The 16,836-nt window shown below is 53.0% G+C and carries 16 protein-coding genes; 2 read left to right on the forward strand and 14 right to left on the reverse strand.

The features are described from left to right. Positions 1-4: 4 nt before the first annotated feature. The 10 genes from B5G42_RS18050 to B5G42_RS01085 all read right to left on the reverse strand — a co-directional run bounded on the left by B5G42_RS18050 (position 5) and on the right by B5G42_RS01085 (position 12,258). Positions 5-154, reverse strand: coding sequence for a hypothetical protein (locus B5G42_RS18050; RefSeq protein WP_162611023.1), 150 nt, complete (start codon positions 152-154; stop codon positions 5-7). A gap of 5 nt (positions 155-159) precedes the next feature. After that, complete coding sequence (locus tag B5G42_RS01050; protein WP_087265843.1) at positions 160-477, reverse strand: hypothetical protein; 318 nt, start codon at positions 475-477, stop codon at positions 160-162. A gap of 1 nt (position 478) precedes the next feature. Continuing rightward, positions 479-2,422: a site-specific DNA-methyltransferase gene (locus tag B5G42_RS01055; protein WP_087265845.1), complete on the reverse strand. Its 1,944-nt coding sequence runs from the start codon at positions 2,420-2,422 to the stop codon at positions 479-481. Between the two features lie 4 nt (positions 2,423-2,426). Then, entirely contained in the window at positions 2,427-2,717 is a 291-nt protein-coding gene (locus tag B5G42_RS17700; protein WP_140399764.1) for a hypothetical protein, read from the reverse strand. An 8-nt stretch (positions 2,718-2,725) separates the two neighbouring features. Continuing rightward, the gene (locus B5G42_RS01060; RefSeq protein WP_087265847.1) at positions 2,726-3,295 is read right to left on the reverse strand and encodes a hypothetical protein; all 570 of its coding nucleotides are present in this window, start codon (positions 3,293-3,295) and stop codon (positions 2,726-2,728) included. After that, positions 3,270-3,929 carry a DUF4391 domain-containing protein gene (locus B5G42_RS01065; RefSeq protein ID WP_087265848.1) on the reverse strand — a complete coding sequence of 220 codons (660 nt, stop codon included), beginning with the start codon at positions 3,927-3,929 and terminating at the stop codon, positions 3,270-3,272. Before B5G42_RS01065 ends, B5G42_RS01060 begins: the two co-directional genes overlap by 26 nt. 15 nt (positions 3,930-3,944) lie before the next feature. Continuing rightward, positions 3,945-7,169: a helicase-related protein gene (locus B5G42_RS01070; protein WP_087265850.1), complete on the reverse strand. Its 3,225-nt coding sequence runs from the start codon at positions 7,167-7,169 to the stop codon at positions 3,945-3,947. Between the two features lie 255 nt (positions 7,170-7,424). Further along, positions 7,425-9,485, reverse strand: coding sequence for a C40 family peptidase (locus tag B5G42_RS18425; protein WP_242961085.1), 2,061 nt, complete (start codon positions 9,483-9,485; stop codon positions 7,425-7,427). 90 nt (positions 9,486-9,575) lie between these two features. Next, positions 9,576-11,912, reverse strand: a complete 2,337-nt coding sequence (locus tag B5G42_RS01080) for a VirB4-like conjugal transfer ATPase, CD1110 family (protein ID WP_087265852.1) — start codon at positions 11,910-11,912, stop codon at positions 9,576-9,578. Then, a complete protein-coding gene (locus B5G42_RS01085; RefSeq protein WP_087265854.1) occupies positions 11,905-12,258 on the reverse strand; it encodes a PrgI family protein in 354 nt (117 codons plus the stop codon). Before B5G42_RS01085 ends, B5G42_RS01080 begins: the two co-directional genes overlap by 8 nt. 102 nt (positions 12,259-12,360) lie before the next feature. On the opposite strand from B5G42_RS01085, the gene B5G42_RS01090 reads away from it, so the two are divergent. Beyond that, positions 12,361-12,723: a molecular chaperone GrpE gene (locus tag B5G42_RS01090; protein WP_242961086.1), complete on the forward strand. Its 363-nt coding sequence runs from the start codon at positions 12,361-12,363 to the stop codon at positions 12,721-12,723. Here the strand turns inward: B5G42_RS01090 and B5G42_RS01095 are convergent. From B5G42_RS01095 to B5G42_RS01110, 4 genes are all read right to left on the reverse strand, one after another. Continuing rightward, complete coding sequence (locus B5G42_RS01095) at positions 12,720-13,565, reverse strand: hypothetical protein (protein WP_087265857.1); 846 nt, start codon at positions 13,563-13,565, stop codon at positions 12,720-12,722. The two genes, B5G42_RS01090 and B5G42_RS01095, sit on opposite strands and share 4 nt — an antisense overlap. 309 nt (positions 13,566-13,874) lie before the next feature. Continuing rightward, a complete protein-coding gene (locus B5G42_RS01100; protein WP_087265858.1) occupies positions 13,875-14,201 on the reverse strand; it encodes a formate hydrogenlyase in 327 nt (108 codons plus the stop codon). Further along, positions 14,198-15,763, reverse strand: coding sequence for a VirD4-like conjugal transfer protein, CD1115 family (locus B5G42_RS01105; protein ID WP_242961087.1), 1,566 nt, complete (start codon positions 15,761-15,763; stop codon positions 14,198-14,200). Before B5G42_RS01105 ends, B5G42_RS01100 begins: the two co-directional genes overlap by 4 nt. Positions 15,764-16,003: 240 nt before the next feature. Next, on the reverse strand, positions 16,004-16,492 hold the full coding sequence (locus B5G42_RS01110) for an SLOG family protein (RefSeq protein ID WP_087265862.1): 489 nt from the start codon (positions 16,490-16,492) through the stop codon (positions 16,004-16,006). A 114-nt stretch (positions 16,493-16,606) separates the two neighbouring features. On the opposite strand from B5G42_RS01110, the gene B5G42_RS01115 reads away from it, so the two are divergent. Continuing rightward, positions 16,607-16,831 carry a helix-turn-helix domain-containing protein gene (locus B5G42_RS01115; protein WP_087265864.1) on the forward strand — a complete coding sequence of 75 codons (225 nt, stop codon included), beginning with the start codon at positions 16,607-16,609 and terminating at the stop codon, positions 16,829-16,831. Positions 16,832-16,836 lie beyond the last annotated feature (5 nt).

Consider the following 16,836-nt stretch of genomic DNA (forward strand, 5'->3'; position numbering starts at 1 on the left):
AAAATCAAGACCCTAATTTTTCTTCGATATCAGAAAGCTTATCACACACGCATTCAATCGAGTCGTATGCACCATTTCGAATACCGTCTAACGATGAATCAATATTTTTTAGTTCTTTGAGAATTTCTTTTAACAAAGTGGTGATTTCATCCATGATGTTTACTCCTTTTCTTTTTTTGTTTTATTGTGGTTTTGATTTTTCTCTGTCCACTTCACAGTCAAATTTCCAGCTGCAATCGCGTCATCCATCAATGAGAGGACTCTCATGGCAAAAGACTGGTCTACATTATCGGAGTATGGCTCATACATCAAAACTTTGCCTTGTCTCCACTTTTCGTACACATACTGAGCTGCATCTCTATACCACACAACGCCATTATCCGAACGCAGATTGCCGTTTTGAATATCTCGATGAATCTGTTGTTCATCTATTCCGCTGGCATACGCCACTATCCTAATTGGAATATACAGGCTCATGTCAAATCACCTTCACTTTGGTATCCGGGGAGAGGTTTTTGAAAATCTCCGTCACATTGATTTTAGCATCATCGGAGGCGAAGGCGCTGTCACGGAAGACGGCGCGGAGGGGCTGCTGCTTTGCCATATACTCCACCACGGAGCGGGGCACATTGGGGCTGAAGCAGGCCATGAGGGCGCCGTTGTCCACATTGTGGACGGTACAGCCGTCCAGGTCGGTGCTGGAGTGGGGCAGGTGGATCTCCACGCCCCAGTCCAGCAGGCAGGCATAGAGCAGATCCAGATCGGTGCGGTCGTCCTTGATGTTGGACACCAGATCGAACATGGACTGCTGATCCAGCTCATCTGGCTGGTAGTACACATCCTTCATGTTGCTGCTGTCCACCCGGAATACCCGGAAACCAGTGTCCAGATCCTGTGTGCCCTGGGGATTGTCCGCCTTGATTTTGTCCCTGGCCCGGCGGATACGCTCCTTGCCAATCTCGCAGATGTTTTTGTAGCCAGCATTGGCAGCTTCTGTTCCTTCAGCGCACAATTCAGGCCACTGCACCATAATAAATTTGCGGTGACCGCCATCCTCGGCATTGAGCTGCATGACAGCGTGGGCGGTAGTAGCGGAGCCGGAAAAGAAGTCAAGAATAATTGAATCATGATCTGCGATACTGATAATCCGTTTTATAAATGCCAATTGTTTGGGATTGTCAAATGGCGTGTTGAATTCTTGCATCATTGAATGGTCTGGTCGTTGATCATCAGACATAATTGACTTTGGGCGCTGTCCCAAGTTTTCGTGTAAATAGCGCTTAATTGTTGGAAGACTTCCATCTGTGTGAAAATGTATTCTATTTTCTTTTACAAGTTTAGCTAATTTTTCAGGGTTAAATCTAAACCCTCCGGGTGGCACTGGATCTTCGTTTCCGGTTAGAGGATTGTATAAGGGGGTCATGTTGCCGTTTTTGACTCCACCTAAGTCTCCTTTTCTATACAGTCCCCTTTCATCAAAATACCAATAGTTGGTAAAATCAATAAATCGAGGATACTTTGTAAGCTCTTTTAATTCTTCGGTAATTTCGGCTTCTGATAAGCCCTGGTCTTTCAAATACTTTACTTTTTTTACGTATTCATCTACATTATTTTTGGGAACGCTCCACTTATTATCAGCATACTTTTGCTTAAGAGACTCAATATCTTTAGCATAAACAATACAATATTCATGGCTTACTGATACGAACAAGCTTTGATTTTTTGAACTATTAGTATTTCTTATTATAGTTGCAATGTAATTACTCGCGCCAAATGTATCATCGCAGATTCTCTTGAGGTTTTCATATTCGTGATCATCGATCGATATAAAGATAACACCGTTCTGTGATAACAAATTCTTTGAAAGAATGAGGGGGCGGTAAATATACGAACACCAATCCGAATGGAACCGGCCATTACTTTCTGTGTTCTCAAACATCTGGTTTTCCTCTTCATCGTACATTCCCATTTGCTCATTCTCTTCCTGCTGGGAACGCTGGAACCTGTCCCGATAGATGAAGTCGTGGCCGGTGTTGTAGGGCGGGTCGATATAGATCATCTTGACCTTGCCAAGATAACTCTCCTGGAGGATTTTCAGCACTTCCAGGTTGTCCCCCTCGATATAGAGGTTCTGGGTGGTGTCCCAGTCCCGGCTGTCCTCCTTCACCGGGCGCAAGGTTTTGGTGATGGGCCGGGCAGCCTCGGCCATAGCGGCCTTCTTGCCCACCCAGGTGAACTCATAGCACTCATCGCCGTCCACCACATCCCGGCTGAGCAGCTGCTTGAGCACCTCAAAATTGATGCCCTTCTTAATCTGCCCGTCCTCGCCCCGCATCTCCGTAATCGCAGCGGGGAACAGTGCCCCGATTTTCTCAATACTCCCGGCCACCATATCCGGGGTTTCAAATTTCAGTTTTTCCATAAGGTTATTCCTCCCTACAAACTTGCTTATCATTTAAGTCCATGTGATATCCTTGAGCTTCAGCAGTAAATGGGAAGCTTTGCTCATATCTATTGTGATAAATATCCTGATAAATGATGCTTAAAGTGTATTCTCCGTAGACATTTTCAAGTGGTAATACGGAGAAAATGTGAATATAAAATGTTTCTTTCGGCTTTAACTGTATTGGGGGTAAATATTGGGGAGTATCTTCTTTTTTATAAAATCCAATTCGCGCATAAACAGCAGTTCCGTTTCCTACATTTTCTATTTCCACAGGGAAACTTATATATGGCCGTTTTTGTAGAATATAACATCCATTGGCAACAGTTTCCCACGATGCGCCTTTTTTTCCAATATTGGCTTATATCTTGGTGGAATATCTATATAATTTTTTATTCCGTTTGGCTCAATTATATAGTAGATCTTAGTTAACTTATATTCTTCGTATAAAGGATCATCTGACTCATTTCCTTCAGGACTATTCTCGGCCTTTGTTTTGATATCCGGGCCATCAACAAGTGCATTATAACGAGAAAGCCCTCGTAGTTGTGTGACAACAAGGTACGGTAATACCTGATTCTTCAAATCATCTCTATAGTTTTTCTGTGCATACTGAATAGATAAAAATACGCCATAAATTCCAAGCCCAGCCGCTAAAATTCCACCATAAAAACTCAACGCATCAGAGGCATCCCATTCGGCTTGTAAAATAATAATTCCACTATCATATTTGAAAGCCAAATTGATGCAAGTGGGAATGATGATGAAAAAAAGAAATATGAAAAGGGTAATTGGCTTCCAATATTTATGCAATAATCCTGCAATCTTAAATAGTATCTCTTTGAATGACATTTTCAAGCCTCCGAATCTCCCGTCTCAGTTCCATCTGCCGCCCCAGCTGCTTCTCCTTCTTCATCATCGCTTTCAGCTGGGCGATCTGCTTTTCCAGCTTCTCCCGCTGCTGGGTCTGTTCCACCGCCTCTTTCAGACTCTCGCCCTGGGGCGCGTCGATGGCATCACCGGCGATCTGGCGGACAATGCTCTCGTAGAGGGCGTCCATATCCAGGGCGGTGAGATTCAGAGACCAGTTCTCCGGCTTGCTCCACTCCGTGCGATAGCTCTGCCGGAGCTGGAAGGCGTTGCTGCCGCTCTGGCTGGCCTCCTTGTAAGTCACATGGAGCCGGACGCAGCCGTCGGGCCGCTCCAGCAGAAACAGAATGTGGTAGGGAATCTGCTTATCCATCAGGGAGAGAACCCGCTCGTCCAGCTCCTGCCCTTGAAGCGTTAGGCGGAACACCTCGATCTCCCGCACCGCCTGGCCGGGGGCGATGTTCATGGTCTCGGGGGAGAGTTTATTGGCCCAGGTGATCAGCTTTACCTGCTCCACAAAAAGCCGCTTGACCTCGGTGGACACATCCAAATTTTCATAGAGTTTCTGCTTGGGGAATCTGCGGCCAAAAGCCGTTGATTTGGGAAAGTCCAACATGGCACTACCTCCATTTTATCGGACGACGAGAAAACAGACAAGTTGAAAATCATCCAGCCCGGACACCTGGCTGAGCAGGGCCGAGGTGCCGCCTGCTCGGAACAGGCTGTCCAGGTCGCTGTCCTCCTTGGCGTCCAGAATGGACAGCACCGCGTCCTCCAGCAGACTGGAATAGACGGCCATATTCCGCCCGTCCTCGGTCTCCTGATTGAAGGCACGGTACAGTTCCTCAATGGGCTTGTCCTTGCCCCGGCACAGCTGCCGCATGGCGTCCAGGGTGTCCTTGGGGGAGAGGTGGTCATGGACGGTGACACCGTCCTCGGTCAGATAGACCAGGTAATAGGGGTGGAGCCGGTTGCGGTTGTCAATGTTCACCTCGTTATGGACATTTTTCAGAATAAACACCACGCCTGCCGGAGCGTCTGGTGTGGCCGCTGCCACGGCGCTGATGCCGCCGGGGCAGGTTTCCAGCTCCGGGTGTGCCTTGGCGTACTCCATCAGCTCCATGCGGAACTCGTTGAGGCCCAGGTCGGTGATGGACACGCCGGTGCCCATATCCTCCAAATCCACCACCTCGGTCTGGAGCCGCTGGAGCTGGGCCTTGCGGTACTCCAGGTCACCCTGCTCCTCGGGGGAGAGCAGATTGTCGTCGCCGGTGGAGGTCATGACCAGGGCCTTCATACGGGTCTCCACCCGGGCTTTCAGGTTGATGTAGTCGTCCAGCTGCATATCCGGCCAGAAGTTGATGAGCTGGATCTGCTCATTCCGGCTGCCGATACGGTCCACACGGCCAAAACGCTGCACCAGCCGCACCGGGTTCCAGTGGATGTCGTAGTTGATGAGGCAGTCACAGTCCTGCAGGTTCTGACCCTCGGAGATACAGTCGGTAGCAATAAGTAGGTCGATGTCCGGACCGTTTGGCATCAGGGCCGCCTTGTCTTTTGAGATGGGAGAGAAACAAGTCAGCACATTATTGAGATCGGCCTTGAATTTCGGCACTGTGGTGCGCCCACTCACCGAACCAGTAATCAGGGCTGTGTGCAGGCCATACTTGTTCTGGGCAAAAGTGCTGACATGGTCGTAGAGGTACTCCGCCGTGTCAGAAAAGGCGGTGAAGATGATTACCTTTCGGTTGCCGGGGTTGATGGGGCGGTCGATTTTTTCGGCTATGGTGGAGAGCAGCATTTGCAGCTTGCTGTCGTGCTCCGGGGTAATGTCGGCCACCATGTTGACCAGCACATAGAGGGTGTTGAAGTCCTCCTCCAGATCGTGCTGCCAGGTCACATAGTCCATGTCCTCCAGGGCGATTTTCACCTTCTTGCCCACAGTGAACAGATCCATCTCCTGGTCATCAGAGTCAAAGTCCACCTTGCTGGTCAGGTCGTTCAGCTCCAAAGTCAGGTTGGGATCGTAGTGGGCAATGGTATCCAGCGTCGTGCAGATCAGGTCTTGGATGCGCTTTAAGGTCAGGCGGAAGGAGTGGACGGAGCTTTCCAGGCGTTTGAGCAGGTTGATGCTCATCAGACGGCGGATACCCTGCTCACGGCCCACCTGGGTCAGGCTGTTCTTACCCTCGTGATTCAAGTCGGCGTACTTCTCCATACGGCTGGGCAGGATGTAGTTGGAGGGGGTATAGATGCTCAAGGTCAGGCTGAGCAGCAGGTCATAGATCTCGCCGTATGTAATGGCGTCGCTCAAATCGGTCAGCGGCGGGCGCTTGGAGATGGGCGGCAGCCGTGTGGGGAACTTGCCGATCTCGCCCACATTATAGTACTTCTCAATGTGCCGCCGGGAGCGGGCGATGGTGACAGCGTCCAGGATCTCAAAGAAATCGAAGTCCAGCATCCGCATAAGTTTGTCGGTGGTACGCAACTCCACATCCCACTCGCTCCAGGTGTTAAAAGCTTTCTGCGCATTGCGGAAGATCTCCTCTACCGAGCGGGTGGTGTCCAGCTTGTCCCGCCATGCCTCGCTGTTGCCCTCGTAGGCCAGAGCCAGCTGGTTGCGCAGGTCATAGAAGCGGTTATTGACAGGAGTAGCAGAGAGCATCAGCACACGGGTACGGGCACCGGGACGGATGACTTTCTCCATCAGGGCGTCGTAGCGGTTATATTTTCCCTCGTCGCTGTGGCTGCTGCCGCCATTACGGAAGTTGTGGGACTCGTCGATGACCACCAGGTCGTAGGCACTCCAGTTGATTTTGGAAAGGTCCAGTTCACCGGAAAATCCCTTGCTGCGGGACAGGTCGGTGTGGAATAGCACATCGTACCGCAGACGGTCACCGGCGATGGGGTTATTCACATAGTTGGCCTTGTAGGTCATCCAGTTATCGCTGAGTTTTTTCGGACAGAGCACCAGCACCCGCAGGTTGCGGTTCTCGTAGTACTTGATAACAGCCAGAGCGGTAAAGGTCTTGCCCAAGCCTACACTATCCGCCAGAATACAGCCGTTGTACTGCTCCAGTTTACTGATGATTGCCAGCACGGCATCCTTTTGGAAGGTGTAGAGCTTATTCCAGACTAAGCTGTCCTTAAAACCATTTGCTTCGTTTGGCAGATCATCCTCACTGAGATTCTCCAGGAAATCATTGAAGATGTTGTAAAGAGCAAAGAAGTAGAGAAACTCGGGGCTGTTTTCCTGATAGGCAGTGGTGATCCGCTCCAGAACCTGCTCCGTTACATCCTGCATACGCCGTTTATCGGCCCAAAGCTGATCAAACAGCTGCAGATAGGCTTTGCTTTCCGGTGCGTCAAGTTGCTGGATCATGCTGAACATATTTCCGCCCCGCTCACAGCCCAGATCTGCTCGAGTGAAGCCGTTGATGGGAGCATAAGCTACCGGGTGCTCACTGTCCACGGCAAGAAACCCTGGCATTGTCTCATCGGTGCAGTTGGATTTGAACTGCGCTTTACGGCGTACCCAATCAGCACATTCTTTGGAGATGGTTTTCTGTGTAAACTCGTTGCGCAGGCGGATTTCAAACTCACTGCCATGCAGCGTTTTTTCACGCGCCTGGCGGGGGATATAGAACTCCCGTTTCTCTTTTGCCGACGGTTCGGAGAGGAATGTAGGTGAAGTGAAGATAAAGCGTAATGAATCCACCTGCTCCAGTTGTTCTTTTAATTCTTCATAGGCATAGACGGAGAAGCAGGCGGCAGCAATGGATACTTTGCTGTGGGGAGAGATCTCCACGTGCAGGTCATCGGATAATTTTTCTGTAATGTTATTGATGATCTTCATAAGCTGTATCCACCTCATTACTTGAATCGCATCATTGTGCTGACTATTCATATAAATTATCTACAGGATAGCACAAAATCCCAATAATCTCCACAATAAAAATCCTATCAAATTAGGAGTCCCATAAACAGGTCTATTAAATGTACACCGCCGAAAGTGAATAGAATCAAGCAGCATATATCGTAGTACGGATAAATTTAAGACAATACCACACTGCTCCTCTATTTTTATGTGGTATTGTCCTCCTTTTGCAATTTAATAAAATGATGGTTTTGCAGCAGCCACAAAGCCTTCTGACTCCGTAATAACTACATTATTTTGGCTAAAAGCGCAATGAATTATTAAAAGCCTGCCATTTGTATCTCTGCCGCCTACGATTCCCACGTGCTCGTCACCGGGATAAAACACCAGATCCCCCGGTAGGGCCTCATCCCAAGAGATGGGGGTACAGTAGGTGTGCTGCATGTGGGCACCACCGCCGTGGCCTATGACGTACTCTCCATCAGTAACATTGTAAAATACCCAATCGACAAATCCACTGCAATCTAGCCCGTAAGGCAGGTAGGTTCCGGTAGTCGAGCTGCCGTCCGCCCATACCTTGGTGAGCTGGCCCCAGCGGGAGTCCCAGCCAATCACCAGAGACTTCCCGCCCCAGAAGTAGTTGACCTTGCCTACCAGCCTACAGGCTGTTTCCACCACAGCCCGGCGCTCTGGGTCCAGATCAGCGGGCAGGTCAGCCAGCAGCTTCTTTGCTGTGGCGTCAGAGATCGTGAGATCCCCGGTCAAGGCAGCCAGCATGTCGGAATTTGCCAGCAGTTCATCCAGAGCCTTGTTCTGTTCCTCTGTGAAAGAATAAAATACCCGCATATCATCCGGCGTCCTGGCGGTGATCGTCACAGTGAGTATTTGCTCTGTCCAGGCCGGAGTGTCTCCGGAGGCGGGATGCTCCACCGCTCTGGAGGAGGAGGCAAGTTTTGTCATGTCCCAGAAGACTGTGCGCAGGGCCTCTACATTGGCCGCATCCAATATCGCCACGGTCGTTCCATCAGCAGCGCCCGCCGTTTTGGCGGCAAACACCGCCAGAATATCAGACCAGGGGGGCGGCTGTCCCTGGATCTCCAGCGTGTCATATCCACCCTCCGCCTGCATGCTGGAGATCTTCTCTCCCAATTCGCCGTTGATCTGTGCCACCGCCTGGGCGGGAGAGATGGCTCCGGTTGTTTCATCAGGTCCGGCAAAAAAGATCCCCAGCGGTGAGGCAAGGATGATGCCGCACAAACAGATGACAACCACCACCGCGATCACCACCCCACCGCCTGCTGTGGCCGCGGCGGCCAAAGCCTTAGCTGCCGCGATCACAGCGCGTAGTGCGCGGTTTGCCGCCTGTGCGGCCTGTCTGGCGGTCATACGGGCCACCTTTGCGGCCTTTTGAGTCTGTGCCAGCCTGGCTCCCGCCTCCGCCGCACGGCGGGCCTGTCGGGCCGGAAACGCTCTTACAGGCGGTTTCCCACCCGGCTTTCCAATCCCAGCCGTTTTGCGAATGGGATGGCCAGCCGATTTGACCGGCACACCCCGTTCTTTTACTGCCGTCTTTGCGGTGCTGCCCATAGCCTGCCTGGAGACCTCCCCGTGAGGCCGGGGCTGCACACGAGAACCACCTGTCTGCCCGGACACCTGATGTAGCTGCTTGCGGGCCTCTGTACCTTGTGGCCGTTTTCCCGAGGGAGGAGCTGCCAAGGGGCCGACCTTTCTCACAGGCAAGCGCTGCTCCAGTTTCCTGCTGCGGAGAAGGGTGCCCTGGCGCTCCCGCACAAAGGACGTTTTTCCCTGCTGCAAGGCGCTTGGCGGTGTGGCAGGCGCGGGATCGGCTTGCATCTTCAGATAGGCGTCCTTGGTCTTGATATTTCTTTTTTGAGGCGTTTGGAGTGCGGACTGCGGCTGGGGCTGGCTTCTGCCCGCACTCTGCGTCCGGAGCAGATCTCCCGCTTCTTTCCCGCGGCGGCGGCCCCTTGGAGGCAGAGTGCCGTCATCTCTTGGTCTTGCCGCTCCTGGCGGATCGTGACGGTCAGGGTATCCGTCCGGGCCTGCATCCGGGGTGTGCTTTGCACCTTTCTTTCGTTTTCCCAGCAGATGCTCGGCCAGCTGCTCCGCCCGTTTGACACCGCTCACCTCGGCATCGCCCAGCTGGTCGCCGCCGAAGTCATCCCGCTGGCCGTGCTGGGCCGTGTCCCGCAGCTGGCCCCGCAGGCGCTCTGTGCCGTCATCCAGCCCCCGCCGGATCAATTCCTTCGGCGCGGACTTGACCCGTTCTTTCAAAGTGTGCTGCACCTGGGGTTTCTCTTTGATTTTATCGATATATCTCACCTCACTCCAGCAGGGAGGGGCCTTGGCCCCTCCCTGGTTTTATTACGCGGCCAAGTCAGAGGGCTTGGTCGTCATCAGTTTATAGAGCTGCGTATGACGGGGGAAATTGTCCATGAAGGGCACAATGGCGCTGCCGCACTTGATGAGGCCCCGTCCAAAGTCCACATTGGTGATATAGGAGAGCTGGTTGTCGGAGATGTTCAGTAGACGGGCCAGCTCCAGCCGGTCGGTGCTGGCCTGGTTGAGCATGACCAGGAACTCGCTGTTGGCCAGCATGGTCCGGGCCGTGTGGGACTGGAGCAGATCGTCTACATTCTGGGTCAGGCCGGTACAGCAGGCACCGTACTTCCGAACCCGCTTCCAAAGGGTGAACAGAAAGTTGGCGCTGTACTCATGCTGGAACAGCAGATAGATCTCATCGATGTAGATCCAGGTATTCCGCCCCAGGCGGCGGTTGCGGGTGATCCGGTTGAGAAAGCTGTCCAGGATCACCAGCATGCCCATGGAAAGCAGCTGTTTGCCCAGTTTTCGGATGTCATAACAGGCGATGCGGGAGCTCATGTCCACATTGGTGGGTTTGGCAAAGGTGTTGAGACTGCCCTCCGTGAACAGTTCCAGGGCCAGAGCCACATCCCGCGCCTCGGCCTCCGGCTGGCGCAGCAGTTCGGCGTGAAAGTCCTGGAGTGTGGGGGCCTGGCCCCGGCAGCCGTCCTGCACATAGTCGTGGTAGCACTGTGCTGTACAGCGGTCGATGATAGACTTCTCCTTGGCAGACAGCTTTCCGGCCCCCACAGACTGCTCACAGAGAGAAAGCAGGAACTCCGATTTCAGCACCACGGGGTTTTCACCCTCGCCGTAGCCCTGCTCCATGTCCATGGCGTTGATGTGGTTGCTGGAGGTGGCGGAGATCTCCACCACCTCGCCGCCCAGCCCTTCCACTAGGGGCCGATATTCCGACTCCGGATCGATGATCAGGATGTCATCCTGGGTAGAGAGGGCCAGGGCTGTAATCTCCCGTTTTGCGGTAAAGGATTTGCCGGAGCCAGACACGCCCAGAACAAATCCGTTGCCGTTGAGGAGCTGCTTGCGATCGGCAATGATGAGATTTTTACTGATGACATTCTGGCCGTAGTAGATGCCGCCCCGGTCCCGGATCTCCTGGGCTTTGAAGGGCATGAGGACGGCCAGGGCCTCGGTGGTAAGGGTGCGCAGGGCGTCGATCCGCCGCAGACCCAAGGGGAGGGCGGTGACAAGGCCCGCGTCCTGCTGCCAGTTCAGAGTGGTCAGCTGACACAAATGCTTGCGTGCGATGGACTGGAGGGTCTCTGTGTCGCTGTCCAGCTCCTCCTTGCTGTCGGCCAGATGCACCAGAGTCACCACGGCGAACATCATCCGCTGATCCCGTGTGGTTAGATCATCCAGCATTTCCCGCGTCTCTTTCCGCTGCTGCTCCAGGTCGTAGGGCACCACCGCGGAGAAGTTGTTGTTGCTGTTCTGCCGCCGCTGCCAGTTGGTGACGTTGGTCTCCACCCCCAACAGGCGGTTCTGCATCTCACGCACGGCCTCATCGGTGGGGACAGGGATCACGTCGATGGACAGCATCATGGTGCGGTTCAGGCTGGTAAGCTCATTGATCATGGAGTCCTTGATGTAGCTGGCATACTCCTTGAGGAACATGGCCCGGCCATATTTGTCGCCCAGGATGAAGTGGTCCTTCCGAAACTCCATACTGTCCGGGCAGATGGCGTCCTTAAAGGAACGGCCTGTTTTCATGCACTCCCGCAGATCGATATGGAACCGGGACTCCTCGCCCACCCGGTAAAAATCATGGAGCACACGCAGCCGCTCCACCGCGTCCAGCTCCTCACAGTGGGAATCCAGGTGATTGAGCCGGGTGGTCACATCATTCATGACCCGGTCGAAGAAGGTCCGAGCCTCCTCGGGCGTTTTCTTATGGGTGGAGACGGTGACATATCGCTCCTGCACCATGCTGTTGGAGGAGTCGGTGACCTTGTCCAGCAGCATAGCGTTGTACTCGGAGCGCCCCCCGTCCAGATGATCCCCCTGGGGCGGGATCAGGATCTCCTGCTCAAAGTTGCGGCGGTTGAGCCGCTTGTTGTTGATGGTGATTTTGGTGGTAGAGCCGGTGTCCAGGGCATTGAGTAGTTCCGAGTAGCCCAGGAACATGGACGTCTTGTCCTCTTTGGAAGCGATGGCGTAATTGATGTCGGAAAAGCGGATGGTTTTTGAGAATTTCCCGCCGAACTGGAAAAGCCCATCCGGCCAGAGGCGGCGGATGGGGATGGTATCCTGTACGGACTTTGGCACAGAAAGGTGCTCTTTGTCCTGCTTCAGTGTGTTTTGAAGGGTCTTAATCAAGTCGGATGGCCTCCTTTATTGATGTGTGCTCCATAAGTTTGACATAGAGATCCTCCGTTCGGAATAAGAGCCGTTTGGGCATGAGAAATTCCGAGCGGATATAAGCCATGAGAAAGCGTTCCAGGGTCATGCCGTTGTAGGTGAAAAAGCCGCCCAGGGCAAAGGGAAACGCGGCTAGGATGCACACCCAGCCGATCTCGCCTGTTCCAAGCACCGGGTGCAGGCAAAAGTACACGGCCAGCGCCACCAGAACGGCCAGCAGGGCAAACAAAAATTGCCGCAGGGACAGGCCGAAAAAAAGACTTTCCTGGTAATTCCGCACCTCTTTATTGATGCGTACCTCCAAGGTATCACCTCCTGCATTTCTGTTTGGTTTTCATGGACAGACCGTTGCAAAGCCTGTCCGGCTATGGTACCATTTGCTCAACTTAGGAAGGGAGTTGAGCGTATGGCATATCTGATGCTCGGGAGCGCAATGATTTTGCTCTCCATTGTGTTCCGCCTGGCAGCGGTGTTTCGCCTGACCATCCCACTGGTTTATGCGCTGATCGTTCCCACCATTTTTCATGAATGGTACTATGCCAATCAAACGCTGGCCAACGTCATCTGGTATGCGCTGCTGGCGGTGGTAGTCCTGTCCTGGGTGGTCTCCCTGGTTCGGAAGGTTCAGGACATCCTGCTCCGGAGGAGAGAGGACAAGATGCTGGAACTCATCGTGCTCAACCGGATGCGCGAGGCCCAAATGTACGGGGAACCAGAAGCGGATGGCGGATATAAGATCCGGGTGGACGACCTGTTTGACGATGATTAACCAAGCCCCATCAATTCCCGGATGATCCGGTCGCTCATCTTGATGGAACCAACCAGCACCAGCATATTGAAGATCAACTCGCCAATGTAGTTCCAGACCAGTGTGGCCGGTGCTGTGGAAGCGTCGCCCACAGCGGGCGGAGCGGAGGCAAACTGCGAAAAAATGACGCAGGCCAACACAATGATACAGCCCTCCAGGCAGATGGCGGCATAGCTTTTGAGGAAAGCGACGCCAATGCTGCTGGAGGGCTGTCCCGCGAAACTGGCCAGGGGGATAGGCGCGATGGCGGTGGCCATGTAGAGCTTGAAAAAGCGGGAGTAAACGGTCAGGATCATAACGAGGGACAGGACCCAGATAAACAGGGAGCCCAGCAGAGTCACCGCCCAAAGGGGGATGGACTCCAACAGCCCCACGCTTTCAATAGCGGTAATGAGTTCTTCCGGCAGTGTGGTGGGTGACATGGCAGTCATGCCGGATGCGTCCATGATGGTGGATATTGCCCCCTGGGCCACTTGGAACAGGGCGTTCATTAGTTCCATGCCATAGGTCACTGCCGCCTGTGCCAGCACAAAGCGGATAAAGCACTTGAAGGCCACCTCCGGGCGCTTGATCTCGGTAAAGCTGCCGCAGGTCTTGACTACGCCCATCACAAAAAACAGCACTAACAGCGCATAGCCAATGGCTTGCAGCGCCCCGTTGATACTGACGATCACGTTCCAGATCCCGCCGCCTTTGAAGTCCTCTGGGGTCGTGCTGATCAGGGTCCAGATCTCTGCGAGTTTGTCGTTCCAGGTCTGCAGGGCGGAATTCAGATTGTCTACGATCCAGTTTCCACTGCCCATGTTGCATCACCTCCTTCAATAAAAGACTTGTGATTGAAAAATTGTGCTACAAATGCTATACTGCACTTGGCCCCAGGAGGCACGGTAGAGAGAGCCATCGGATAGCAGGGCGACCATATATGGGGCAACTGTCACTGACTATCGCGGAGGTGTTGCCGATGATTTCGGATTTCTTAACAGTTGCGTCTTTTGCAGTTCTCATGCTGACAAAATTGTTGCTTAATTCTTGCTCTTTTACCGGCCTCTTAAATTATTAGTAAAATGCTGTGGATGCTGATATCCACAGCATTTTTACTTAAATTTATAATTTTATCCGGTAATGAGAGTGAGGATCTCCTTGGTAAAGGTGATCACAATACCGCCAGCAATGGTGAGCATGCCGTTGGCCCGCTGAGAGGGGTCGTGGCTCTTGAGGGACAGGCCCAGCTGGAGGACACCGAAGCCCAGCAGGATCAGGCCGATGGCTCGAATCAGGGAGAAGATGAACTCGGAAAGGTTGTTGACGACCGTCAGCGGATCGTCTGCGGCAAAGGCCGGGACAACCATAACGGTCAGCGCCAGAACGAGGCAGGAAAACAGGGCGTACAGTTTCCGTGCGCGGCGCTCATGCTTACGGGTGGTCAGATCATGTTTCATGCTGCAGTCTCCTTTTCTTTGTTGGTTTCATCGGCAGAAATAACCTGGAAGAACGGTGTGCCTGGAATGGCCGGTGTGGTGTTGTGTCCATGGTGAATATACGGCGCTCCGCCTCCGTCCACGGTGTAGCGGATAGCGGGGTGCTCGGTCAGTTCATACTTTAGGTCCATGACGGGTTTTGCTCCCCGGATAAACAAGATGCAATAGCGATTATCCAACGCACGAACCTCATCGGGGGTAAGCAGCTCCCGTCCGCTCATCTGGAAATTGGTGGAGTAGGAGCCCGATTTGCCCTTGGTCTGCCCATGGGTCTTTGTATCAATGGTGGCCTTGCCCAGGGCCTCGGAGATGTACTTATGGGTGCTCTGCTCGTTGCCGCCCAGATAGAGGATGGTGTCCGAGTTGCCGGGGATGGTCTCCCAGGAGTCCTTGTACAGCTCCTTGATCTGGGCCATGTTCTGAATGATGGTGCTGGAGGAAATGTTGCGGGAACGCATGGTGGCCAATTCACGAGTGTACCCTGGCAGCGGCATGGCCGCGAACTCATCCAATACAAAGTGGACGTGCCAGGGCAGCGCCCCATGATGGATCTGATCCGCGCTGTAATAAAGTGTCTGAAATGCCTGGGAATAGAGCAGGGACACCAAGAAATTGAAGGTGTTGTCATTGTCCGGGATCACGGCGTAAAGAGCACATTTCTTTTCTCCCAGAGTATAGAGGTCCATATCGTCGTGGTCTGTGATGGCCCGGATCTGGGGTAGGTTAAAGGGGGCCAGACGAACCGCGGCGGATACCAGGATGCTCTTGGCTGTCTTGCCTGCGCTCTGCTTGAATACTTTGTACTGCCTGAGAGCCACGCTCTCCGGATTCTCCCGTTCCATGGCCTGGAACAGCAGATCCAGGGGGGAGAGATACTCGTCATCCTCCTCTCGAACCTCTGCGTATTCCAGCACCCGCATGACCATGGAGAAGTTCTGCTCATACTCCGGGGCCTCTTGGAACAGCATGAGGATGATGGCCTGAAGGAGCGCCGTCTCAGCTTTCGTCCAAAACGGATCAGATTCATGGCTGCCCTTTGGTGTGGTGGCCTGGATGAGATTATTAACCAGCTTGAGGACATCTTTTTCATCTCTCAGATAGCGGAATGGGTTATACCCGTCCGACTCCTCCAGGTTGACCAGGTTGAGCACCCGGATGTCATACCCTTTGCTTTTCAGCCACCCTCCGGTGGCTGTGAGCACCTCCATTTTCGGGTCGGTAATGACATAATTGGTGTTGGCCTCCAGAATGTTTGGCTTGACATAGCTGCGGGTCTTAGCCGCGCCGCTGCCGCCAATAACCAGGACGTTGAGGGAGCGGCGGTGCTTGTGGGTGTCCAGGCCCAGGCGGACATGGCGGGTCAGGATCTTGTTCTCTTTTTGGCGGAACATGGCGTTGACCTGCCGGGGAGAGCCCCAGGCGGCGGAGCCGTGCTCCTCGCCGTCCCGCGTACGCCGCTGTTCCGAGGCGTAGACGCATAGGCCCATGATATAGAGGCCGGTGCAGATCAGGATGGACAGCATGCTTTTGTCTGTCCAATGGATATCCAGCGGGTGCTGGAGCGCCGTTGCCAGATTGGTAAGAAGTTCCGGCAATCCACGCCCCAAGGATTGGGCAATGAGCAATGCGCCCCAGACCACCGGAACATAGAAAAACAGGGCCAGGACAATGTCCCCGGCCCTGGAGCTTTGCTTCAGGAAAACTCACCTCCAGACAAAACACAGGGGACTCAGCGGATGGATTCGTCTGCCGAGTCCCCTTATTTATGGTGTGATGACAACACACGGAATGTGCTGTTGTTTGGCATAAGCGATGGTATTTCTGGTTCCACCACGCTCACCCGTATAGACCGCGATCACCCGCCCAGAGTGATCTACCATCCATTCATTGCGGCGCTGGTATGCGGAATAGGAGAACTCCTGACTAATACAGCGCACCAGATCTGCGTGCCGTATCACCTCCACATAACGACTAGTCCAAGACGCACTCCAATGAAGCCCAAAATTTTCATACGGAAGTGCGCAGATCAGCTTCAGTCGGTCATCTGATACTCTGCGTTTAAGAACCAGCTCTGCTGAGCAAATATCTACCCCCTTTGCCATACCTGAAATAAAGGTAGTAAACCCATCTTCTATCGCTCGGTCGATTTCCAGTCCTAATCGTACACATAACTGTTCTTCTGAGATGTTCAGCTTTTCTGGTCTGTGTCCCGTAAAGCAGCAACGGTGCTGCCGTAGTTCTTGCTCATGCATAAACCACTCCTCCTTCGGCGTAGACTATAACATTATCTAATGTAATAGTCTATACCTTCGAGCGGGCAATTCCATATTATCTAACTACAACATTAGATAATAGGAGCATGAGATATGGTAAAACTAAATGTGTTGGAATTGCTGGAGAAACAGGGCAGAACAAAATATTGGCTCTATAAGCAACTTGGAATGAGCTATCAGAATTTTAATCGAATGGTAAACAATGAAACTCAGTCTATCAAATTGGATCGAATTGAAACCCTGTGTTTATTGCTAAACTGCACACCAAATGACTTGTTTGTAATCGATTGTGAGTGTGAACATACTCCCCAACAGTAGGGGCA

The organism is Flavonifractor sp. An91 (assembly GCF_002159225.1).
GTDB classification, from domain to species: Bacteria; Bacillota; Clostridia; order Oscillospirales; family Oscillospiraceae; genus Flavonifractor; species Flavonifractor avicola.